A 20,375-nucleotide genomic window follows, 5' to 3' on the forward strand; every position below is an offset into this window, starting at 1 on the left:
GTCGATTGTTGGCGGCCGGGCGGTAGCGGATAGTCCTGCTTCGACAGGCCGGCCGCCGCGCGCTGCGCGCGGCGCGGCCGCATCCGTTGTCCATGCAACCATTAGAAAAGGAAAGGAACCGCACCCATGCGATTCAACGCGACACGCTTCGCCGCGACCCTGTTCGTCGCCGCATGCGCGACCGCCACGGCCGGTCGCGCGGCCGCCGTCACGCAGGACGCGCTCCACGACACCGTCACGCGCCAGGTCGCGCCGCTGATGAAGCAGTACGCGATCCCTGGCATGGCGATCGGCATCGTCGCCGACGGCAAGCCGTACGTGTTCGACTACGGCGTGATGTCGAGGCAAACCGGCAAGCCGGTGACCGGCGACACGCTGTTCGAGATCGGCTCGGTCAGCAAGACGCTGACCGCGACGCTCGCCGCGGACGCGCAGGAGGGCGGCGAACTGTCGCTCGCGGACCCGGTGGCCAAATATCTGCCCGAGCTGCAGGGCAGGCCGTTCGGCGTCGTGACGCTGCTCCAGCTCGGCACGCACACGCCGGGCGGGACGCCGCTGCAGGTGCCGGACAGCATCCGCGACGACGCGGGCCTGATCCGCTATCTCGACGCGTGGCGGCCCGAGTATGCGCCGGGCACGCACCGCACGTATTCGAACGTCGCGATCGGCATGCTCGGCTGGCTCACCGCGAAGGCGACGCACCAGGATTTCGCGACGCTGATGGCGCAGCGGCTCTTTGCCGCGCTCGGGATGACGCACACGACCATCGACGTGCCCGCCGCGCGCATGGCCGACTATGCGCAGGGCTACACGAAGGACGGCAAGCCGGTGCGGATGACGGAAGGCATGCTGTGGCAGCCCGCGTACGGCGTGCGGACCACGGCGGCCGACCTGCTGCGCTTCGTGCAGGCGAACATGGAGATGATCCCGACGGCGCCGCGCCTGCGGCGCGCGATCGAACGCACGCACACCGGCTATTTCCGCGCGGGGCCGCTCACGCAGGATCTGATCTGGGAACAGTATCCATACCCGGTCGCACTGCCGACGCTGCTCGCGGGCAACGCGCCGAAGATGCTGTTCGATGCGGTGCCGGCGAGCGCGATCCAGCCGCCGCTCGCGCCGAACCCCGCGACCTGGATCAACAAGACGGGGTCGACCGGCGGCTTCAGCACGTACGTCGCGTTCATTCCCGCGAAGCGGATCGGAATCGTGATGCTCGCGAACGGCAATGTGCCGATCGAGGATCGCGTGAAGGTCGCGTACCGGATTCTCGGGTCGCTCGGCGACGCCGACGCGCGGTAACGTTGGCACGCGCGTGTCCGGGCACCGGAGCGCTGGAGCCGCGTGGCCAGCGGCACGCGATCACGGCCGACGGCTGCACGCTGGTCGAAGAAGGATTCGTCTGACACGGCCGATCATCCCGCCGCGCGCAAAACTGTTTGAGTGATTCACGCCTTCCGCCGCCGGCGCCGGCCATCGATACTGCGACGCAAGACATCTCGCGGGACGTGCGCCGCATGGCCCGTCTCGCTCCCGGAGCAACGAATGAAAGGCATCGGGATCTTCGTGAGGCGCATGGCGCCGGACGGTCCGAAGTATCGTGTGCGGCGCGCGGCGGATAAACCGATGAAGCGGCATAAGAACTTGTACTGCGCAGTCACGAATCGCAGCCCGCAACGGCGACGCGCGAGCGGTTTCGCGGAGCAGGGCAAGGGGGCGGAAGTGCAGCGACGGCGCGCGGCCCGAATGCCTGTTCAGGCGATTCGGGCCGGCCATGCGGAGGGGACGGACGAGCGGGTGCGCGTATCGAAAGGCGTGCTCTCGTGCGCGCCGACGTGACTCAATGACCGCGATAGATCGAGTCGCGGCCGTTGATCATCATCGCGCGGCCGGATTCGCTGGTGGTGCGGGGTTCGCTGCCGTAACCGGTTTCATCGGTGAGCGGGGCGGCGTGCGGCGCTGCCTGCGCGACGGCGTTTTCGCGCACGCGCTTTTCGGCGGCAACGATCGCGGCCGGATACTGGTTGTGATCCAGCGCCGGCGTGTAGCCGACGGCCGCGAGGCGGGCCATCTCGGCCTTCACTTCGGCACGGGTCGGTTGATGGTCGGCCGGTTGCGCGAACGACAGCGCCGGTGCGGAAAGGATCAGGGCGGCGAGGGTGGAAGAAACGAGCGTTTTCATCATGGGTACCTGTGTGGTTGAGTGAGCCGCAACCAACGCCGACCGCGTCGATGTCGTTGCGAGTGCACCCAATATAGGTATCGCGGCAGCCGGGAAAAATGGCCGCCCGGCCAAATCATTTTTGATCCTGAGTCATGAATCGAACGTGAATTCGGTCGGCAGCCTTGCCGGTCGGGCCGTTCGCCCGAACAGCGCGCCGCAGCCGCGGATCGAAACAGGCCGCTGATCGCCCAATCAGACCTCGCGGGACTCAACTGTGTCGAATTCCGTCTTGGACAGACTTAACCCGCGTGCCTAGACTGAACTCGCTTTCCATCTTTCCCTGGAGAAAATCGTGAGTCTCAAAGACAAGCTGCCCGGCAACAAGATCCTCGGTTTCGGTACCGCCCCGCTCGGCAACATGTTCCGCAACATCCCGGACGCGGAAGCCGCGGCTACCGTCGAAGCCGCGTGGCAACACGGCATCCGTTATTTCGATTCGGCCCCGTTCTACGGCGCCGGCCTCGCGGAAATCCGCCTCGGCGACGCGCTGGCGAACCATCCGCGTGACGAATACGTGCTGAGCACGAAGGTCGGCCGCCTGATCCTCGACGAAATCGAAGACGTGTCGGCGCGCGATCTCGGCGAAAAGGGCGGCCTGTTCGAACACGGCCGGCCGAACCGCATCGTCAACGACTACTCGGCCGACGCGACGCTGCGCTCGATCGAGGACAGCCTGAAGCGCCTGCGCACCGACCGCCTCGACATCGTGTGGGTGCACGACATCGCGCAGGACTTCTACGGCGACGAATGGCTCGCGCAATTCGAAGTGGCGCGCAAGGGCGCGTTCCGCGTGCTGGGCAAGCTGCGCGAGGAAGGCGTGATCAACGCATGGGGTCTCGGCGTGAACCGCGTCGAACCGATCGAGCTGGTGCTCGACCTTGCCGAACCGCAACCGGACGGCATGCTGCTGGCCGGCCGCTACACGCTGCTCGATCACGAGCGCGCGCTGCAACGCGTGATGCCGGCGGCGGCCGCGCGGAACGTCGGGATCGTCGTCGGCGGCCCGTACAGCTCGGGCGTGCTCGCGGGCGGCACGCATTTCGAATACCAGAAGGCGTCGCCGGACATCCTCGCGAAGGTCGACCGGATCAAGGCGATCGCCGCGCGTTACGACGTGCCGGTCAAGGCTGCCGCGCTACAGTTCTCGATGTCGCATCCGGCCACCGTCGCGGTGATTCCGGGCGCGAGCCGTCCGGAGCGAATCGCTGAAGACCAGGCGGCGCTGAACGTGGCGATTCCGGCGGACTTCTGGCGCGAGATGCGCGAACAAGGTCTGATCGCGGCCAATGCGCCGCTGCCGACCGAGCGTTGATCGTGAAGGGTGACGACATGGCGCAGGCCCATGCAGGTATCGAGATCGCGGCGTCGGCCGACACGGTCTGGCAACTGATCGGCGGCTTCGGGTCGCTGCCCGGCTGGTTGCCGTACATTCCGGCCAGCGCGCTGAGCGAAGGCGTCGCATCTGTGGCACGCGTCGATCACGGGTCGCGCACCGCGCATCAAAGATCAGGGTAGCGAAGCAATCGGCACCGTCTTCACTGGCGCGCAAGGCGTCGCGCTGCAACAACGCCCCGCGCTTTCATGGATTCAATTTCAGACTGCCGCGACGACCTCCTCGCCGGTCAGGATCTCGCGAAAGATGCCGACCAGCGGCCGCAGGTTGACCTTGTGCCACGCGGCCCACAGCGGCGTGCGATAGCTGAACCACGGGAGCTCGCGCAGCACGACGCCTTCCGGCACCTGGTGACGCAGGCTCTGCTGGATCATCGTCACGCCGAGCCCCGCGGCCACGAGGCCGAGCGCCGCGAGCGGCTCGGTCGCTTCCACCGAAATGTCCGGCGAGAAGCCGGCCTTCGCGCAGGCCGCGACGAATGCGCCGTGACGCGGCGCACTGTCCTGCTGCGTGACGCCGATCCATGCCTGCGCGGCGAGATCGTCGGCGACGAGCGTCTTTTTCTTCGCGAGCGGATGCCCGTCGGGCATCGCGAGCAGCATCGGATCATCCAGCACCTTCGTCGATTCGAGTTCGGGATCGTCCGGCGCGGGCGGCTCGGTGACGAGCGCGATGTCGAGGCTGCGCTCGCGCAAGCCTTCGAGCTGCGCGGCCGATTGATAGTTGTACAAAGCGATGTGAACGGACGGGCGCCCGGCGCGCAGCGTTTTCAGCGCGCGCGGCAGCACGCCCGAGTGCGTGGCTGTTTCGAGGTAGCCGATGCACAGGCCGCCTTCGTCGCCGCGACCGAGCCGGCGCGCGAGCGATTCGAGCCGGTTCGCGTGGCGCAGGAATGCGTGCGCTTCGCTGAGGAACGTGCGCCCGTCGCGCGTCAGGCGAATGCGCTGCTGGCTGCGTTCGAACAGCGTGAGGCCGAGCTTTTCCTCGAGCTGCGCGATCTGGCGGCTGAGCGGCGATTGCGAAATATGCAGGCGTTCGGCGGCGCGGCCGACGTGTTCCTCTTCCGCGACCGCGATGAAGTACTGAAGCTGGCGGATGTCGAGCATGTCAGACCTTATCGGACTCAAGATTGACAGATTATGTCCTGAAAGGACTTATCCGCTCAACCTGGAGACGGTTCGACGCTAACCGAACCGAGCCCGTATTCGCCGTCAGTTCCCGTACATGTCGAAGTCGAAGTATTTCGACTGGATCTGGTTGTACGTGCCGTCGCTGCGAATCTGCGCGATGGCGCGATTGAGTGCGTCGCGCAGGTCGGTGTCGGCCTTGCGCACGCCGGCCGCGTCGCCGTTGCCCATGATCTTCGCGTCGTACACCACGCCCCCCGCGAACGAGAAGCCCGTGCCGCGCGGTGTCGCGAGGAACCCGAGCTGGCCTTGCACGGCATCCATCAGCACGCCGTCGACGCGCCCGGTGACGAGATCCGCATACGCCTGGTCGTAGCTCGGGTACGGCACGACCTCGACCTTCGCGGCCGCCCACTTCTCGCGCGCGTAGGTTTCCTGGATCGTGCCCTGTTCGACCGCGACGCGCTTGCCGGCGAGCTTCGCCGCGTCCGGCAGCAGCCCCGACCCGGTACGCGCGATCAATCGCGTCTGGTTGCGGTACAGGCGATCGGTGAAGTCGATCTGCTGGCGCCGCTGCTCGGTCGCGGCCATCGACGACAGGATCACGTCGAACTTGCGCGCCTGCAGCCCCGGAATCAGCCCGTCGAAACTGCTCGACACCCACACGCATTTCGCCTTCAGCTTCGCGCACAGCGCGTTGCCGAGATCGATGTCGAAACCCTTCACGCTGCCGTCGGTCGCGGTCGACTCGAACGGCGGGTAGGTCGGATCGACGCCGATGCGGATGGTCGTCCATTCCTTCGCCGACGCCAGCGACGCGAAGGCCATTGCGGCGGCGGAAAGGAGAATCGTGAGGCGCGTCTTCATGGTCAGGCTCCGTTCGTGTGGGGAAGAGTGGGCGGGCGCGTCAGCTCGGAAATTCGCCGCGCTGAAAATCGTTCGACAGGTCGAGTGCGTCGGCCATCTCGCCGACGGTGACCGGCTTGATCGGCGCGCGAATCCGGTAGTGACCGACGTCGCCGACGCTGCGCTGCTGCACGTCGGCGATCAGTTCGCCGACCGTCGTGCCGCACCAGCGTCCCTGGCACGGGCCCATCCCGCAGCGCGTCAACGCCTTCATCTGGTTCGGCCCCTGGCAGCCGCGCGCCGCGAGCTGGCGGATTTCGCCGGCCGTGACTTCCTCGCAGCGGCACACGATCGTGTCGTCGTCGGGGCGGCGCAGCGCGGCGGGCGGCGTGTACAGCGCGTCGAGCAGCGGGCGCACCGCGAGATGGCGGCGCAACGCGTGCAGCACCGGACGTTCGCGTGCGGCCTGCCGTTGCGCGTCGAGTGCACCGAGTCGCGCGGCGATGTCGAGCGCGGACACTTCGCCGGCGAGCGCCGCCGCCCGCGCGCCGCCGATGCCCGCGCCGTCGCCCGCGATCCACACGTGCGGCACGCTGCTGCGGCCGCGCGCGTCGCACTGTGGCCGCCAGCACGCCGACGATTCGTCCCATGCGTGCGCACAGCCGAGCGAACGCGCGAGCTGCGTCGACGGAATGACGCCCTGATGCAGCAGCACGAGCGACGTGTCGAGCGTTTGCACGACGCCCTGCGCGTCGCGAAAGCGGATGCGTTCGGCGCGGTCGTCGCCGTCGATGCGAATATCGGTCGCGCGGCGATACACGGGAATCCCGGCATCGCGCACCGCGCGCAGCATGCGCCAGCCCTTGAGCAGATAGTCGGCGCCGCGCAGCGCCGGCAGCGCATGCGGGAGCGCGCGGCGCCACGCGTCGCGCGGCGTCGTGTCGATCAGCGCGCGCACGCGCCGGCCGGCATTCAGCAATTGCGCGGCGAACAACCACAGCAGCGGGCCGCTCCCCGCGAGCACGGCGTCGGCCGATGGTGCGAGGCCCGACGCTTTCAGCAGCGTCTGCGCGGCGCCGACGCCCATCACGCCGGGCAACGTCCAGCCCGGCACCGGCCACGGCCGCTCCTGCGCGCCGGTCGCGATCAACACCGCACGTGTGCCGATTTCGAGCGTGCCGCGCGACGGGCTGCTTTGCGTGAGCATCGCGACGGGTTCCGGCTCGAACGCGATTTGCCACACGACGCTGCGCGGCAGGTAATGCGCGCCGCTCGCGAGCAGGCCGTCGACGAGCGGGCGGCCCGCCGTGTAGTCGGCGCCGAGCCATTGCGCGAGCGGCGCCGGCGCGTCGGCCACGTTGCGGTAGATCTGGCCGCCGGGCGCGCGCCCTTCGTCCGCGACGACCACCGACAAGCCGGTCGCACGCGCGGCAGTCGCCGCCGCCATCCCGGCCGGCCCGGCGCCGACGATCAGCAGGTCGCACTGGCGGCGTGTCATGCGAGCCTCGCCTTGCCGTGCATCGTGCGCACCTGCATGCCGTCGGCGACGGGCGTCATGCAGCCTTGCACGTTCGGCACGCCGTCGACGTCGACGAGGCAGTCGAAGCACACGCCCATCATGCAGAACGGGCCGCGCGGCGCGCCGCTCACCGCGCTCGTGCGGCACGCGGCCGAACCGGCGGCGAGCATCGCGGCCGCGACGCTGTCGTGCGCGGGCACGTCGTGCGGCGTGCCGTCGATATGGATGCGCACGCGTTCGAGCGTCGCGGCGGCGGGAACGAGGGATTCAAACATGCCGGGCTTCCGTGGGCGCGGCGAAGCGCGCGGTGGTAAAGGCGGACAGGTCGGCCGGCGCGGCGCCGCCGGCGATCCACGGCGCGACGAGATCGGCGTGGGTCGCCGCGAGCGTCACGCCGCTGTGGCAGATCGCGATGAACGCGCCGGGATACGTGGCCGACGCCTCGTAGACGGGCAGGCCGTCGGGCGTCATGATGCGCAGCGCACCCCATGCGCGCACGATGCGTGCATGGGCCAGCGCCGGGAATGCCGTGCGGGCGCGACGCGCGATGTCGACCATTGCGGGCCGCGTCTGCCCGTCGTCGAAGCCGACGTCTTCGGCCGAGTCGCCGAGCAACACCGACCCTTCCGATGTCTGGCGGACGACGAGCGTCGGATAGTCGAGAAACGGCGCGAGGCGCTCGGTGACCATGATCTGGCCGCGCAACGGCGAGATCGGTGCGCGCAGGTCGACCATCGGCGCGAGCCGCGCGTTGTCGAGGCCGGCCGCGAGCACCACGCGCCCGGCTTCGAGTTGCGCGTCGCGCGTGTCGATCTCGAAGCGCCCGGCGCGCGGGCGGATCTCGGCGACTTCGCTGCGCGGCAGATAGACGCCGCCGCACTGCTGGAACGCGTGCAGCATCGCGCGCAATGTGTAGAGCGGATTCGCGTGACCGTCGTTCGGCGACCACAGCGCGCCGGCCAGCGATGGCGACGCCGCGGGAATGCGCCGCCGCAGCGCCGCGGGATCGAGCACCTCGTACGACAGCGCGGCGTCCTGCCGGTGCAGCGATTCGAGCAGCTCGGTCGCGCCGTCGAGCTCCGCGCGATGCTCGAACAGCTCGATGCCGCCCGGGCGTTCGAACGCGCAGTCCACGCCCGTTTCGCGCTGCAACTGCGTGGCGAATGCGCGCCAGCGCGCCGACGATTCGCGCGACCAGCGCGCGTACGGCAGGCAGCGGCCGCCTTTGCCCTGCACCCACACGAGCCCGAAATTGCCGCGCGCCGCGCGAAACGCGATGTCGTCGCCGTCGCACACCGCGACGCGCTGGCCAAGACGCGCGATGCCCCACGCGATGGCCATGCCGACGAGACCGCCGCCGGCCACGACGACGTCGAAGCAGCGCATGGTCATGCGCGGCTCCGGTGTCGCGGGTGAGGCGGTTGCGTGTTATATCCCATGACGGCGCGGCTCCTTGCTTTCAGTACGTTGCGGAACCGATGTTCGGACAGGCAAAATGGGCTGTCCAATACAGCTTGATCAACGACCCATAATCCAGTGTTATGACCACGCCTTCGCTCAGGATTCGCCAGATCGAAGCGTTTCGCGCGGTGATGCAGCGCCATACCGTCACGCGCGCGGCACGCGATCTCCATATCTCGCAGCCGGCCGTGAGCCGGCTGATCGCCGATCTCGAGGCGCGGATCGGCTTCGTGCTGTTCGAGCGGCAGCAGGGGCGCTTCACGCCGACCGCGCAGGCGCGCGTGCTGTACGAGGAGGTCGAACGCGCGTTCGTCGGCCTCGACCGCGTCGCGCAGGCCGCCGAGCAGATCCGCGCGATGCGGCGCGGCACGCTGCGCGTGGCCGGTTCGCCCGCCGTCGCGCTCGACCTGCTGCCGGAACTCGTCACGCGCTTCTCGCACGCGCATCCGGGTGTCGACATCACGCTGCTCGCGCACAGTGCGTCCACCGTCGTCGACAAGGTCGCGTCGGGGCAATGCGACGTCGGGCTGATCGCCGAACCCGTCCCGCATCCGGCCGTGCGCGGCGAGCGGCTCGCGGAAAGCGCGATGTGCTGCGTCGTGCCGCGCGGGCATCGGCTCGCGCGCAAGCGCGTCGTGCAGCCGGCCGACCTGCGCGACGAATCGTTCATCTCGTTTCCGCCGAGTTTCGAGGCGCGCAGCGCGATCGACCGCGTGTTCGTCGAAGCCGGCGTGTCGCGCGTGCTGTCGATCGAGGCGCAGCTGTCGCGGACGATCGTCGCGTTCGTCGCGAACGGCGCCGGCGTCGCGCTGATCGATCCGGTGACCGCCGCATACGCGGGCCCGCGCGTGGTCGTCAAGCCGTTCGAGCCGGCCGTGCCCGATCACTTCTACCTGGTGACGTCCGCGTCGCAGCCGCTGTCGATGATCGGCGACGCGTTTTGCGCGGATTTGCGCGATGCGTTCGCGAGGATGCGGGCGCCGCGCGACGCGTAGGCAGGAAGGGGACGGGAGTCGTTTTGAGCGCGCCGGACGCCGTCACGCGTGCCGGCGCTCCGGCTCAGGCGAGCGCGCTGTCCGTTGCGCGTGCGGCGGGTGCGCCGGACGCGGACGACGTGGTTGCGCCCGCATCCTTCGCGCCCGCCAGCCGCCGATAACGCGCGAGCGCCCACAGCGGGAAGTACGCGGTATAGCCGTGATACTTCAGGTAGAAGATGCGCGGAAAACCCGGCGCATTGTGCGAGCGGTGCCACCAGAAGCCGTCTTCCCGCTGCACCGACTGCAGGTACGCGATGCCGCGCTTCACCGAATCGGATTCGCAGTCGCCGAACGCCATCTGCGCGAGCAGTGCCCACGCGGTGCAGTTCGACGTGCTCTCGCCGCCGTTCGTGCCGGCCAGCGTCGGATCGAGGTAGCTGTCGTTCGTTTCGCCCCAGCCGCCGTCCGCATGCTGCCGCGTACGCAGCCAGTCGAGCGCGCGGGCGATATACGGCTGCGACTTGTCCTCGCCGGCGAGCGCGAGGCCGGCCAGCACGCTCCACGTGCCGTAGAGGTAGTTCGTGCCCCAGCGGCCCCACCAGCTGCCGTCGGGCTGCTGCGTGCGCTTCACGTAGTCGATCGCGCGCGCGAGCGACGCGCGGTCGTCCGCGCGCTTCGTCACGCCGAAGCACAGCAGCACGCGGCCCGATACGTCCTCGGTCGGCGGATCGAGCAGTGCGCCGTGATCGGCGAACGGAATCGCGTTCAGGTACATCCGGTCGCAGTCCGCATCGAACGCCGCGAAGCCGCCGTTGCGCGATTGCAGCCCGCGCATCCAGTCGAGTGCACGGGCGACGCGCGCCGCATACGGGTTCGTGCCGTCCGCATCGCGATGCGTGCGGCCGCGGCGATCGAGCATCGCGGTGACGAGCGCCGTGTCGTCGATGTCGGGGTAGTACGGGTTCGCATACTGGAACGCCCATCCGCCCGGTTCGACGTCGGCCGGGACGTTCTCGATCCAGTCGCCGCGCAGGTCGTTCACCTGCCGCTCGGCGAGCCAGTCATACGCGCGTGCGATGCGTGCATCGAGCTCGCGCAGCGCGCCGGGCGCTTCGCCGGCTTCCGGCGCCGCGACACCGCGCGCCTGTTCGAGCGCCATCGTGCTCCACGCGGTGTCCCACACCGGCGACAGGCACGGCTGGCAATACATGCTGCCGTCCGGCCGCGTGACCAGCAGCTTCTCCAGCGCGTTTTCGCAATCGCGCCGCAGCGGATGGTCGTCCGGGTAGCCGAGCACCTGCATCATCTGGTAGCTGTACACGATAGGCGGGAAGATGCCGCCGAGGCCGTCCTCGCCGTTCATCCGTTCCGCGCACCACGTCTCCGCATACCGGATCGCGCGCTGCCGCAAGCGCTTCGGCAGCAGCGGCTCGACTGGGCGGACCATGCGGTCGAGCGCGAGGAACAGCCGGCGCATGCCGCGAGCGGGCGGGAAGTACTCGCGCTCCTGTTCCGGCGGCGTGACGAACAGCTCGCGGATCGACACGTTGCGCGGATTGCGCGCACGCGCCTTCAGCGAGCACAGCACCAGCAGCGGCACCATCGTCGTGCGCGCCCAGTACGCGACCTTGTACATCGAGATCGGCACCCACTTCGGGAACAGCACGAATTCGATCGGCATGAACGGTGCCGCGCGCCACGGCACCTGGCCGAACGTCGCGAGCAGGATGCGCGTGAACACGTTCGAGCGTGCCGCGCCGCCGAGCTTCAGGATTGCGTCGCGCGCGCGGGTCATGTGAGGCGCCTGTTCGCTGTCGCCGGCCGCCTTCAGCGCGAAGTACGCCTTCACGCTGCACGACACGTCCGGCGCGCCATCGACGTACAGATCCCATGCGCCGTGCGTGTCGAGCCGCTGGTTCGCGCGCAGGTAGCGCGCCATCTTCTCCTGGCGCACGTCGTCGATCTTGTCCATGAAATGCATCATCAGGATGTATTCCGCGGTGATCGTCGCGTCGGATTCGAGTTCGAAACACCAGCTGCCGTCGGGCTGCTGAAGGCGTACGAGTGCGTCGCGTCCACGGGCGATTGCAGTGTCGAGCGCGGACCAGGGAGAGGGGGCCATTTTGTTCATGCGGCGGATCATACCATCCAGCCGGAATGTTTATATCGACACGCCTGGATGCTACCATCCGCACCATGAAAAAACGCCTCGAACCCGCGCCGCGCGACGTGTCCGCGCCCGTCGAACCGGCTGGAACACCCGACGCACGGGCGCCTGAAGGATCATCGGCGCCGGCCGTACCTGTGGCCGGCGTGCGGCGAAAAAAAGCGCCGGACCAAGTGCGCGCGCAATTGCTGGCGGCCGCGTCGGAGATCGCGACGCATCACGGCGTGGCCGCGTTGACGCTCGACGCGGTGGCCGAGCGTGCCGGCGTGACGAAGGGCGCGCTGCAATATCACTTCGCGAACAAGCAAGGGCTGCTGGATGCGCTGTTCGGGCAGGCGACCGAGCGGTTCGGCGCGCAACTGGCCGCGCGGTTGGCGGTCGATTTCCGCGGCGACGGCGCGGCGGCGCGCGCATATCTGCATGCGGTGCTCGATGCGGCCAATCCCGCCGCGAGTATCGAGGTGCTGCGCGTGCTGGTCGCGTCGATGATCACCGAGCAGGACACGCGCGCGCGCTGGTCGGTGCCGATGCGCGAATGGACGCGGCCCGACCCGGTGCCGCTCGAGCGCGCCGCGACGCTGATGATCTGCCGGCTCGCGGCCGACGGGTTGTGGATTTCGGAGTTGCTCGACAGCGTCGACGTATCGGCCGAATTGCGCGCGGAGATCGTTCGGCAGCTCGATGCGATGAGCAAGGGCGTGTTTCCGAAGTGATGCGCCGCCGATCCTGTTGCGCCGCGCCGCGCGTGAACGGCGCGGGAACCCTGCCGGCTTCCTGACGCGCGATCATCCAGCCGGGATAGCAGGGCGGCAACGCGCTCACGGCATCGAGACGCGCCAGTTCATCGTCGGTCAGCACGACGTCGACCGCGCCGAGATTGTCGTCGAGCTGGTCGATCCGCTTCGCGCCGATGATGAGGCTCGTGACCGCCGGCTTGACGAGCAACCACGCGAGCGCGATCCGCGCGACCGACACGCCGCCCACATGCCGGCATCCGCGTTGCCGCTCATCGTCATCGTGCCGAGGCACAGCTCGGACACATACAGGCCGGTGCGGCCCAATTGCTTGTATTTCATTGCAGCGCCCTTCAGAATCGGCCGGACCCGATGCGGGGCGTCGGCCGGTGGCGCCCCGCATGAACGTCGGAATGTTAGTTGGCGCGTGATTGGCCGGCCCGCAACTGCCCGGCAATCCCCGCGACGCGCGCGCCATAGCGTCGGGCCGTTTCGAGATCGCCCGGCGACATCTCTTCCGGCGACGCATCGGCCGGCGTCTGCGCCATCGGCGCGATGTAGGCGCCCATGCGGTTCAGGTCGTCGCGCGTCGACGCTTTCAGATTCGCCGGCTTGATGTCCATGCTGACCCAGATGCCGCCGTGCTGTCCGGCGAGCAAAAAGAAGTATTCGAGCGTATTGAGCTTGTCGCCGTTGACGCTTGCGCTGTTGGTGAAGCCGCCGAAGATCTTGTTCCGCCATCCGCTTTCGAACCAGACCTTCGACGATGCATCCGCGAACTTCTTGAACTGCCAGCTCGGGCCGCCCATGTAGGTCGGCGAGCCGAACAGGATTGCGTCGGCGGCGGCCAATGTGTGCCACGCGTCGTCGGCGAGGTTGCCGTCGGCATCGATCGCGACGAGTGCGGCGCCGGCGCCGTCCGCGACAGCGGCGGCCATGCGTTGCGTATGGCCGTAGCCGGAGTGATAGACGACGACCGTTTTGGCCGGCGGGTCGAGTTGTTGATCCATGAGGGTTTCCTTTCGTTCGGGTTGTCGTTCAGACGACGTGGGAAGTCACTCTACCGAGCCGCAATCCGGTGATAAACGACGACAGATTGAACGTTCTGTTACTTTCCGGATGAACAATGCAGAACCTTGACGCGCTTTTGATTTTTGCCCGTGTCGCCGAAATGGCGAGCTTCACGCGTGCCGCCGAAAGCCTCGGCATTCAGAAAGGACGGGTATCCACGGTTATCCGTGCGCTCGAACGGGACATGGGTGTCGCACTGCTGCATCGGACCACGAGACGCGTGCAGCTCACCGAAGACGGACGCGCGTTCTATGCGCGCGCAACCGATCTGCTCGCCGAAGTGCAGGAATTGCAGTCGATGTTCTCGGGGCGCGGTACCTCGCTGCGCGGCAGGTTGCGCGTGGACATGCCCACGGAACTCGCGCGCAGCGTCGTGGTGCCGGCGCTGCCGCAACTGATGGCCGCGCATCCGGATCTGGAGCTGGAGCTTTCGAGCACCGACCGGCGTGTCGATCTCGTTCGGGAAGGGTTCGATTGCGTGATCCGGCTCGGCCCGATCGCCGACGAGACGCTGATTGCGCGGCCGCTTGGCAGGCTGCGCATGACGAATGCGGCGAGCCCCGACTATCTCGCGCGGCACGGCGTGCCGCATACGCTCGCCGATCTGCGCAGCCAGGGGCACAAGATGATTCACTACACGCTGACGCTCGGCGCGCGGCATCCCGGATGGGAATACCCGGACGGCGACGGCTATGCGTGGCTGCCGTTGCCCAGCGCGATGCAGGTCAACAGCGTGCAGACCTATCACGCGGCGGGGCTGGCGGGCATCGGGCTGATCCAGGCCGGCTATTCGGCGCTCGCGCATCACATCGAAAGCGGCGCGCTCGTGGAGGTGCTGCCCGACTTGCGGCCCGAGCCGCTTGCCGCGTCGCTCGTCGTCGCGCATCGGCGCAATCTTTCGCCGCGCGTGCGGGCTTTCATGGACTGGATCGGGGGCGTGTTGGAGCCGTACCTCGATTAGCGGAGGGGGGCAGGATTTTCCGAATCCGTGTGGCGATGAACGTCGGGCACTGCATCAACACGCCGAGCCCCGCGCCTCGCCCAGCACCCATTCCGCAAACGCCCGCACCGGCGCCGCGCTCAATTCGATCGGCTCCGGCAGCACGAGGCAGAAGTTTTTCGTCACCGCCTTGCCGTCGGGCCAGGGCGCGACCAGACGCTCCTGCTCGAGCTCGGCCCCGATGTAAAGGCGCGGCACCAGCGCGACGCCGAGGCCGGCCAGCGCGGCCTCGATCAGCATCGAATGCAGATCGTATCGCGGGCCGACCGCCGAATTGGTCAGCACGATGCCGGTCTCCTGCGCATAGCGCTGCCACGCATCCGGATTCTGCCGCCGGTGAAGGCGCGGCAGCGCATCCAGCGACGGATTGGCGCCGGCGCGTTCGAGCAGCGCCGGACTGCAGACGGGCACCAGCACCTCTTCCAGCAGCGGATGCAGATGCATGCCGGCCCAGGCCGGATGCGCAAAGTGAATGGCCGCGTCGAATCCGCTGCCGGCCAGCAGGAACGGCTCCATCCGTTCGGCGATATGCACGGTGACGTTCGGATGGCGCGCCTGGAAGCGCGCGAGTCGCGGGATCAGCCAGCGGGTCGCGAAGGTTGGAATCGCGGCGATATCGATGCTCGCGCCTTCGACGGGCTGCCCCATCAGATACAGGCTGTCCCGTTCGAGCCGATCCAGAATCTCGCGCACCTGTACCGCGTATCGCGTGCCGTTGGGCGCCAGCCGTACGCGGTTGCCGACGCGCTCGAACAGCGTCACGCCAAGGAACGCCTCGAGCCGGCCGATCTGGCGGCTGACCGCGCCCTCGGTGCGCGCCAGCTCGTCGGCGGCGCGGGCGAAGCTGCCGTGTCGGGCCGCCGCCTCGAAGGCCAGAAGCGCGGAATTGCTCGGAATCTTGCGTCGCATCGGGGTCTCGCCGGTGGGAGTGCGTTCGACCGTCAGCTTGATCAAATATCACTGAAGGCTGAGTTTAAGTCGATATCTACGCGGGAAGCCGCAGATTAGCATTACGTCACTGCACTGAATATCCCGCATTCGAAGCGAAGGACAAGCCGATGATCTACACCGTGGAATGCAGCTTCGCCGACCCTGCCAGCGAAGCCGAATGGAACGACTTCTACAACCTCGACAAGCTGCCGGCGCTCATCTCGGTGGCCGGTTTTCACACGTCGCAGCGTTTCAGCGCGATCAGCGACGGTTGCCCCGTCTATCTGGCCGTTCACACGATCGACGGCCTCGACGTACTGACCGGCGACGAATATCGGCAGAAGGGCGGCGGCAATTTCGCGCGGTGGCAGCAGCACATCACCGACTGGCACCGCAACCTCTATAGCGATATCGGTCGTGCGCCGGCGGTCAATGCCGACGAACTGCTCGTGCTGAGCGCCAGCGGGCCCGACTCGCTGATCCAACTGGGCCTGAAGCCGCTGGCCATGCAGGCCGTCGCGCTGGAGCAGTGTTCGGCGCGCCGCTGGCTCGCGGTCCTGCCGCGCAGCGATGCGCCGCTTGCCGGGAACGTGCCGGCCGACCTTGATCTGTACGCACCGATGACCGAGCAACTGACGAAGGCCGCCCGCGATGCCTGACGTGACTTTCCATATCGATGTGGAACGCATGCCGCCTGACGCAAGCCTCGCCGAACTGTCCGGCGACTGCATCGAACTCTGTACGGATGTCCTTCAGGCGGAACAGCGGAATGTCCACATCATTTACGTGGCGGTCCGGCACGGCTGCGGGCATCCCGTTTTCGCGGAAATCCGCTATCGCGTGGCGTCGTTTCGCCCGCCCGCGGTCATGAACGCGTTCATGGAAGCGCTGGATCGCGCAATCGTTCGCCGCACGGGGCTGACGGCGCGCATCCGTTGCTTCGGTCATGCCGCGCCGGACCTTCACGCCCGTAACTAGCCGCTGCGGAGAAGCATGATGTCCAACGTTACGTTTCCCGGCCGGCGTGTCGGGGATTTCACGATCACCGCGATCAGCGACGGCTACCTCACGGCCAGCCTCGATTTCCTGTCGAATATCGACGCGACCGACGCTGCCGGGATGCAGCGCGCGGCCGGGCAGCAGCAGCCGTCCGCCGTGCATATCAACTGCTACGTGGTGCGCGGCGCGGGCCGCACGATTCTCATCGATGCCGGAGCGGGCGGCATCAAGGAATGGGGTGGCCGCCTGCACGGCAATTTGCGGCTCGCCGGTATCGATTCTGCCGCGATCGACACCGTCCTGCTCACCCACGCCCATCCCGACCACGTCGGCGGGCTGGTGAATGCGGCCGGACACGCGGCGTTTCCGAATGCGGAACTGGTCGCGCATCGACGCGAGGTCGAATTCTGGCGCGACGACGGCAACCTGAGTCGCGCCGGCGAGCGCGCGCGCGGCAATTTCCGGATCGCGCGTCACGCATTCGACGCTTACGGCGACGCGCTGCGGACCTTCGATGAAGGCGAGGTGCTGCCCGGAATCGCTGCCATACCGCTGCCGGGGCATACCGACGGACATACCGGCTACCTGCTCGAATCCGGCGATCAGGGCCTGCTCGTGTGGGGCGATATCGTGCATTTTCCGCATATCCAGATCAAGCGGCCGGATGTGTCGATTGCGTTCGACCAGGACGCGTCGCAGGCGGCGACCACGCGTTCGCGGCTGCTGGATCGGGTCAGCGCGGAAGGGTTGCTGATCGCCGGCATGCATCTGGGCGAGCCCGGGTTCGCGCGAATCAGGCGAACGAACGGCGAATACGGGCTGTTTTACGAGACCGACGCGTGACGCGATGCCGGTGATCCCGCTGGAGCCGCCTGCCGACATGCCCTACGGCGACAGGCGGGCAATGGGGTAGTACGCGTGCGGAAACGTTTGGCAGATCGCCACGCACCAGCGCGACCTGTCGGCAGATTCGCTCCAGGCTCGGCGGCGGCCGGTAGCCGCGCTGCTTCCCCCTTCCCCTGTCGCAATCGTCAAGATTCGCGTCGCTTGCGGATAAAAGCCGCCCGTTCCCTGCGCCGTTAACCCGTTCGCAGCCCCCGCGCCGCGTACTGCGTGATGGCGCGCGTCGTTCGTGTTCCGGAATTCACATCCGCCGCTGGCCGTGCCCGGCCGGCTCAAGGGAACGTCATGCGAAAACAACTCACTATCCGTGGTGGCCTCGTCGCGACCATCGCCGGCTATACCGTGCTGCTCGTGCTGGTGGTCGGCGCCTGCATCGCGGCGCTCTACGTCGGCAACGGCTCGCTCGAGGCGATGTACCGCGACGACACCGCGTCGCTGCTGCACCTGAAGACCAGCTCCGAGCGAATGCTGGTGCTGCGCGAACGCATGAGCGACGTCGCGCAGATCATCAGTGCCGGCCAGCCCGCGAAGGACGAAGTCGCGCAACTTCACGCGCTGCTCAAGCAGAGCAACGACGAACTGGACGCGTACACGCGTCTGCACGCGCGCGACGCCAGCGAGCAGGCGCTGTTCGACACGCTGCAGAACCACCGTCGCGCGCTGCTCGACCGCGTGTTCCTGAAGGCGCTGTCGCAGCTCGACGGCGACGACGCGTTCAACTTCCTCGACACGCAGCGCACGGCGCCGCCTGCGTTGTTCGCCGCGTACCAGGCGGCGATCGATGCGCTCGAATCGTTCCAGGTCACGCGCCAGAAGGCGCGCTACGAGGCGGCCGGCGTCAATTTCCACCGGATCGTGTGGGGGATGGGCGCGGTCGCGGCGCTGGCGCTCGTCGTCGGGTTCGTGGCGCAACGCGTACTCGCGAAGGCGATCATCGAGCCGATCAACCTCGCGGTCGACCAGTTCGAGAAAATCTCGAAGGGCGACCTGACCGGCGCGGTCGTCGTCCCGGGCGACAATGAAATGGCGTATCTGCTGAATGCGCTGAAGCGGATGCAGGACGGCCTCGTCGATACCGTGAGCCAGGTGCGCGCGAGCACCGAGACGATCGTCGGCGACGTGCGCACGATCGCGAGCGGCAACGTCGATTTGTCCGCGCGTACTGAGCAGCAGGCCGTGTCGCTGCAGCAGGCGGCCGCGAGCGTCGAGCAGCTGACGGCGGCCGTGCGCCAGAACGCGGACAACGCGCGCGATGCGCGCACGTACGTCGAGGGCGCGGCCGGCATCGCGTCGCGCGGCGGCGAAGCGATGCAGCGCGTCGTCGAGACGATGTCGGAAATTTCGACCAGCTCCACGCGCATCTCCGGCATCGTCGGCGTGATCGAGAGCATCGCGTTCCAGACGAACATCCTCGCGTTGAACGCCGCCGTCGAAGCCGCGCGCGCGGGCGAGCAGGGGCGCGGGTTCGCGGTCGTCGCGACCGAGGTGCGCGGGCTGGCCCAGCGCTGTGCCGCGGCGGCGAAGGAAATTCGCGAGCTGATCGGTCATTCCGCGCGACGCGTCGAAGACGGCAGCGGCCTCGTCGCACGGGCCGGCTCGGCGATGGCCGAGCTCGTCGCGGCGGTCGAGCGCGTCAATGCGATCATGGGCGAAACCAGCCAGGCATTCGACGAGCAGTCGTCGGGCATCGAGCAGGTGAACGCCGCGGTGATCCAGATGGAGCAGACGATGCAACGCAATGCCGCGCTGGTCGAGGAGGCGGCGGCCGCGGCACTGTCGCTCGACGAACAGGGCGCGCGGCTGAGCGCGGCGGTCGCGCAGTTCCGGCTGCGCGAAGCGGCGTTCGCGTGACCGGTGCGCTTATTGCGGTGCGTCCGGCAACGTGTAGTCGAAGCGATACGCGTGCTGGCCGTTATCGATATCGATGAGCATCGTGCCGGACAGCCCGAGCAATGCGTCCGTGCCGGAATCGGGCACGACCGTGATCGACTGCGTCGGCTGCCCGCGCGTCATGGTGGCGCTGTGCTGCAGGACGAAGCTGCCCTTGCGTCCGCCGAGCACGCCTTTGACGGTTTCCATCGCGACGTAGCCGGCCGAACCCTGAACGCTGCTGCGAAACGCGAGCATTTCGCCCTGGCTGACGGCTTCCAGATCGCCGTGAAAATGCTTGTCCAGCGACATGCGGCCGAGCCCGCTGCTTTCCGCGACGTGACTCAGGGGTTCCGGATTCAGCTTCACCTCGAACGGACCGCTGGCCTGCAGTTTCATGACTGTTCTCCTCGTTGAATGGGCAAGCGGCACTATAAGCCAACGCTGCCGACGGTGGCTGATCGTCCCTATGCGCGATGATCGTCCTGTTTGATACGCGAAAGGACCGACTTGAAAGGTGCGCCGCCGTAGTTCGACAGGTTCCTCTACTCGTCGCCTTGACCTTGAAGTCGACTTGAAGCTTAGAGTGCTTGCCGACGACAGTGAATCGGCAGGCTTCGGATCTCGCCTGTCACTGGTCGACCATCGACGGGAGACAACGAACATGGACAGGCGTTTTACACAGGTCGAATTCGGGCCGCACACGGTCGACGTGCCCGAGGGCGGGTACTACGACCGATTTGCGGATACCGACGTGAACATCGGCGCCACGGCGCGCGCGCGTGTCGCGGGGCCGGGCGGCCGACCCGATCTGAGCCTGAGCGTGCCGCTGCCGGTGCTGACCAGCGTGCCGTCGCAATCGCACATGGGCACGACGACGATGGTCAACCGCATCGACGGCGCATGGCATCAGGCGTCGGTGCAGACCAACATGCTGTCGTTCGCGCAGCGCCTGTTGCCGCGCAACGTCGAACTCGTGCGGCACGGTGGGCCGCTCAGCCAGTTGCTCGACGGGCTCGGCGCATCCACAATCATGCGTCTCGACGTGGTCAAGGATGCGCAACTGGTGCTCAATCTGCCGACGTCGTTGACGGCCTTCGATGAACCCGGAAAGCCACGCTAACGATACGGATGCGTGCGACGTGCGCGCACCGA

General features: G+C 67.7%; 21 protein-coding genes and 2 pseudogenes. 12 read left to right on the forward strand and 11 right to left on the reverse strand.

Annotation, left to right across the window (positions count from 1 at the left end):
• Positions 1–126: 126 nt before the first annotated feature.
• Entirely contained in the window at positions 127–1,302 is a 1,176-nt protein-coding gene (gene ampC / locus GJG85_RS31095; protein ID WP_050013624.1) for a class C beta-lactamase, read from the forward strand.
• 243 nt (positions 1,303–1,545) lie between these two features.
• On the forward strand, positions 1,546–1,839 hold the full coding sequence (locus GJG85_RS31100; protein WP_050013623.1) for a hypothetical protein: 294 nt from the start codon (positions 1,546–1,548) through the stop codon (positions 1,837–1,839).
• A gap of 1 nt (position 1,840) precedes the next feature.
• On the opposite strand, the gene GJG85_RS31105 is transcribed toward GJG85_RS31100, so the two are convergent.
• Complete coding sequence (locus tag GJG85_RS31105) at positions 1,841–2,185, reverse strand: DUF4148 domain-containing protein (RefSeq protein ID WP_176015977.1); 345 nt, start codon at positions 2,183–2,185, stop codon at positions 1,841–1,843.
• A gap of 331 nt (positions 2,186–2,516) precedes the next feature.
• Here GJG85_RS31105 and GJG85_RS31110 point away from each other — a divergent pair, with 331 nt between their 5' ends.
• Together GJG85_RS31110 and GJG85_RS31115 are read left to right on the forward strand one after the other, a co-directional pair.
• Positions 2,517–3,536 carry an aldo/keto reductase gene (locus GJG85_RS31110; protein ID WP_050013622.1) on the forward strand — a complete coding sequence of 340 codons (1,020 nt, stop codon included), beginning with the start codon at positions 2,517–2,519 and terminating at the stop codon, positions 3,534–3,536.
• Between the two features lie 17 nt (positions 3,537–3,553).
• Positions 3,554–3,739, forward strand: coding sequence for an SRPBCC family protein (locus tag GJG85_RS31115; RefSeq protein ID WP_256975844.1), 186 nt, complete (start codon positions 3,554–3,556; stop codon positions 3,737–3,739).
• 78 nt (positions 3,740–3,817) lie between these two features.
• Here GJG85_RS31115 and GJG85_RS31120 read toward each other — a convergent pair whose 3' ends face one another.
• From GJG85_RS31120 to GJG85_RS31140, 5 genes are all read right to left on the reverse strand, one after another.
• On the reverse strand, positions 3,818–4,723 hold the full coding sequence (locus GJG85_RS31120) for a LysR substrate-binding domain-containing protein (protein WP_089490128.1): 906 nt from the start codon (positions 4,721–4,723) through the stop codon (positions 3,818–3,820).
• Positions 4,724–4,828: 105 nt separating this feature from the next.
• On the reverse strand, positions 4,829–5,611 hold the full coding sequence (locus tag GJG85_RS31125; protein WP_124592584.1) for an ABC transporter substrate-binding protein: 783 nt from the start codon (positions 5,609–5,611) through the stop codon (positions 4,829–4,831).
• A gap of 40 nt (positions 5,612–5,651) precedes the next feature.
• Positions 5,652–7,088, reverse strand: a complete 1,437-nt coding sequence (locus GJG85_RS31130) for a (2Fe-2S)-binding protein (RefSeq protein ID WP_204384727.1) — start codon at positions 7,086–7,088, stop codon at positions 5,652–5,654.
• Complete coding sequence (locus GJG85_RS31135; RefSeq protein ID WP_050013615.1) at positions 7,085–7,384, reverse strand: (2Fe-2S)-binding protein; 300 nt, start codon at positions 7,382–7,384, stop codon at positions 7,085–7,087. The genes GJG85_RS31130 and GJG85_RS31135 overlap by 4 nt, the downstream gene beginning before the upstream one ends.
• A complete protein-coding gene (locus tag GJG85_RS31140; protein ID WP_204384728.1) occupies positions 7,377–8,501 on the reverse strand; it encodes an FAD-dependent oxidoreductase in 1,125 nt (374 codons plus the stop codon). The genes GJG85_RS31135 and GJG85_RS31140 overlap by 8 nt, the downstream gene beginning before the upstream one ends.
• Before the next feature lie 149 nt (positions 8,502–8,650).
• Between GJG85_RS31140 and GJG85_RS31145 the strand changes: the two genes are divergently transcribed.
• Entirely contained in the window at positions 8,651–9,565 is a 915-nt protein-coding gene (locus tag GJG85_RS31145) for a LysR substrate-binding domain-containing protein (RefSeq protein WP_089490124.1), read from the forward strand.
• 64 nt (positions 9,566–9,629) lie between these two features.
• Here the strand turns inward: GJG85_RS31145 and shc are convergent, their stop codons facing one another.
• Complete coding sequence (gene shc / locus GJG85_RS31150) at positions 9,630–11,690, reverse strand: squalene--hopene cyclase (protein WP_124630047.1); 2,061 nt, start codon at positions 11,688–11,690, stop codon at positions 9,630–9,632.
• Between the two features lie 53 nt (positions 11,691–11,743).
• Here shc and GJG85_RS31155 point away from each other — a divergent pair, with 53 nt between their 5' ends.
• Positions 11,744–12,427 (forward strand): TetR/AcrR family transcriptional regulator, encoded by a 684-nt coding sequence (locus GJG85_RS31155; protein ID WP_050013611.1) that lies wholly within the window; start codon positions 11,744–11,746, stop codon positions 12,425–12,427.
• Positions 12,428–12,449: 22 nt separating this feature from the next.
• Here GJG85_RS31155 and GJG85_RS31160 read toward each other — a convergent pair.
• Positions 12,450–12,692 (reverse strand): annotated as a pseudogene (locus GJG85_RS31160) (aldo/keto reductase); the annotation flags it as partial.
• 172 nt (positions 12,693–12,864) lie between these two features.
• Positions 12,865–13,458, reverse strand: coding sequence for a flavodoxin family protein (locus tag GJG85_RS31165; RefSeq protein WP_204384730.1), 594 nt, complete (start codon positions 13,456–13,458; stop codon positions 12,865–12,867).
• A gap of 116 nt (positions 13,459–13,574) precedes the next feature.
• On the opposite strand from GJG85_RS31165, the gene GJG85_RS31170 reads away from it, so the two are divergent.
• On the forward strand, positions 13,575–14,480 hold the full coding sequence (locus tag GJG85_RS31170; RefSeq protein WP_050013609.1) for a LysR family transcriptional regulator: 906 nt from the start codon (positions 13,575–13,577) through the stop codon (positions 14,478–14,480).
• Positions 14,481–14,534: 54 nt separating this feature from the next.
• Here the strand turns inward: GJG85_RS31170 and GJG85_RS31175 are convergent, their stop codons facing one another.
• Complete coding sequence (locus GJG85_RS31175) at positions 14,535–15,428, reverse strand: LysR substrate-binding domain-containing protein (protein ID WP_204384806.1); 894 nt, start codon at positions 15,426–15,428, stop codon at positions 14,535–14,537.
• 149 nt (positions 15,429–15,577) lie between these two features.
• On the opposite strand from GJG85_RS31175, the gene GJG85_RS31180 reads away from it, so the two are divergent.
• The 4 genes from GJG85_RS31180 to GJG85_RS31195 all read left to right on the forward strand — a co-directional run bounded on the left by GJG85_RS31180 (position 15,578) and on the right by GJG85_RS31195 (position 19,202).
• The gene (locus GJG85_RS31180) at positions 15,578–16,108 is read left to right on the forward strand and encodes a sugar ABC transporter (RefSeq protein ID WP_204384731.1); all 531 of its coding nucleotides are present in this window, start codon (positions 15,578–15,580) and stop codon (positions 16,106–16,108) included.
• Positions 16,101–16,427, forward strand: coding sequence for a hypothetical protein (locus tag GJG85_RS31185; protein ID WP_204384732.1), 327 nt, complete (start codon positions 16,101–16,103; stop codon positions 16,425–16,427). Before GJG85_RS31180 ends, GJG85_RS31185 begins: the two co-directional genes overlap by 8 nt.
• Positions 16,428–16,445: 18 nt before the next feature.
• Positions 16,446–17,291 (forward strand): MBL fold metallo-hydrolase, encoded by an 846-nt coding sequence (locus GJG85_RS31190; protein WP_050013654.1) that lies wholly within the window; start codon positions 16,446–16,448, stop codon positions 17,289–17,291.
• 345 nt (positions 17,292–17,636) lie between these two features.
• Entirely contained in the window at positions 17,637–19,202 is a 1,566-nt protein-coding gene (locus GJG85_RS31195; protein ID WP_124555112.1) for a methyl-accepting chemotaxis protein, read from the forward strand.
• A gap of 9 nt (positions 19,203–19,211) precedes the next feature.
• On the opposite strand, the gene GJG85_RS31200 is transcribed toward GJG85_RS31195, so the two are convergent.
• The gene (locus tag GJG85_RS31200) at positions 19,212–19,619 is read right to left on the reverse strand and encodes a DUF3224 domain-containing protein (RefSeq protein WP_089490120.1); all 408 of its coding nucleotides are present in this window, start codon (positions 19,617–19,619) and stop codon (positions 19,212–19,214) included.
• Positions 19,620–19,962: 343 nt separating this feature from the next.
• On the opposite strand from GJG85_RS31200, the pseudogene GJG85_RS31205 reads away from it, so the two are divergent.
• A pseudogene (locus GJG85_RS31205) lies at positions 19,963–20,343 on the forward strand (acetoacetate decarboxylase); the annotation flags it as partial.
• Between the last annotated feature and the right edge of the window lie 32 nt (positions 20,344–20,375).

This window comes from Burkholderia sp. MS389 (genome assembly GCF_016899425.1).
In the GTDB taxonomy this organism is placed as follows: Bacteria; Pseudomonadota; Gammaproteobacteria; order Burkholderiales; family Burkholderiaceae; genus Burkholderia; species Burkholderia sola.

Excerpts from the sequence above, each read along its gene's own strand:
- GJG85_RS31195 (WP_124555112.1), top strand. The coding sequence starts at position 17,637 with ATGCGAAAACAACTCACTATCCGTGGTGGCCTCGTCGCGACCATCGCC.
- GJG85_RS31140 (WP_204384728.1), bottom strand. The coding sequence starts at position 8,501 with ATGACCATGCGCTGCTTCGACGTCGTCGTGGCCGGCGGCGGTCTCGTC.
- GJG85_RS31200 (WP_089490120.1), bottom strand. The coding sequence starts at position 19,619 with ATGAAACTGCAGGCCAGCGGTCCGTTCGAGGTGAAGCTGAATCCGGAA.
- shc (WP_124630047.1), bottom strand. The coding sequence starts at position 11,690 with ATGATCCGCCGCATGAACAAAATGGCCCCCTCTCCCTGGTCCGCGCTC.
- GJG85_RS31185 (WP_204384732.1), top strand. The coding sequence starts at position 16,101 with ATGCCTGACGTGACTTTCCATATCGATGTGGAACGCATGCCGCCTGAC.
- GJG85_RS31135 (WP_050013615.1), bottom strand. The coding sequence starts at position 7,384 with ATGTTTGAATCCCTCGTTCCCGCCGCCGCGACGCTCGAACGCGTGCGC.
- GJG85_RS31105 (WP_176015977.1), bottom strand. The coding sequence starts at position 2,185 with ATGATGAAAACGCTCGTTTCTTCCACCCTCGCCGCCCTGATCCTTTCC.
- ampC (WP_050013624.1), top strand. The coding sequence starts at position 127 with ATGCGATTCAACGCGACACGCTTCGCCGCGACCCTGTTCGTCGCCGCA.
- GJG85_RS31170 (WP_050013609.1), top strand. The coding sequence starts at position 13,575 with ATGCAGAACCTTGACGCGCTTTTGATTTTTGCCCGTGTCGCCGAAATG.
- GJG85_RS31120 (WP_089490128.1), bottom strand. The coding sequence starts at position 4,723 with ATGCTCGACATCCGCCAGCTTCAGTACTTCATCGCGGTCGCGGAAGAG.
- GJG85_RS31100 (WP_050013623.1), top strand. The coding sequence starts at position 1,546 with ATGAAAGGCATCGGGATCTTCGTGAGGCGCATGGCGCCGGACGGTCCG.
- GJG85_RS31145 (WP_089490124.1), top strand. The coding sequence starts at position 8,651 with ATGACCACGCCTTCGCTCAGGATTCGCCAGATCGAAGCGTTTCGCGCG.
- GJG85_RS31115 (WP_256975844.1), top strand. The coding sequence starts at position 3,554 with ATGGCGCAGGCCCATGCAGGTATCGAGATCGCGGCGTCGGCCGACACG.
- GJG85_RS31190 (WP_050013654.1), top strand. The coding sequence starts at position 16,446 with ATGTCCAACGTTACGTTTCCCGGCCGGCGTGTCGGGGATTTCACGATC.
- GJG85_RS31175 (WP_204384806.1), bottom strand. The coding sequence starts at position 15,428 with ATGCGACGCAAGATTCCGAGCAATTCCGCGCTTCTGGCCTTCGAGGCG.
- GJG85_RS31125 (WP_124592584.1), bottom strand. The coding sequence starts at position 5,611 with ATGAAGACGCGCCTCACGATTCTCCTTTCCGCCGCCGCAATGGCCTTC.
- GJG85_RS31155 (WP_050013611.1), top strand. The coding sequence starts at position 11,744 with ATGAAAAAACGCCTCGAACCCGCGCCGCGCGACGTGTCCGCGCCCGTC.
- GJG85_RS31130 (WP_204384727.1), bottom strand. The coding sequence starts at position 7,088 with ATGACACGCCGCCAGTGCGACCTGCTGATCGTCGGCGCCGGGCCGGCC.
- GJG85_RS31165 (WP_204384730.1), bottom strand. The coding sequence starts at position 13,458 with ATGGATCAACAACTCGACCCGCCGGCCAAAACGGTCGTCGTCTATCAC.
- GJG85_RS31180 (WP_204384731.1), top strand. The coding sequence starts at position 15,578 with ATGATCTACACCGTGGAATGCAGCTTCGCCGACCCTGCCAGCGAAGCC.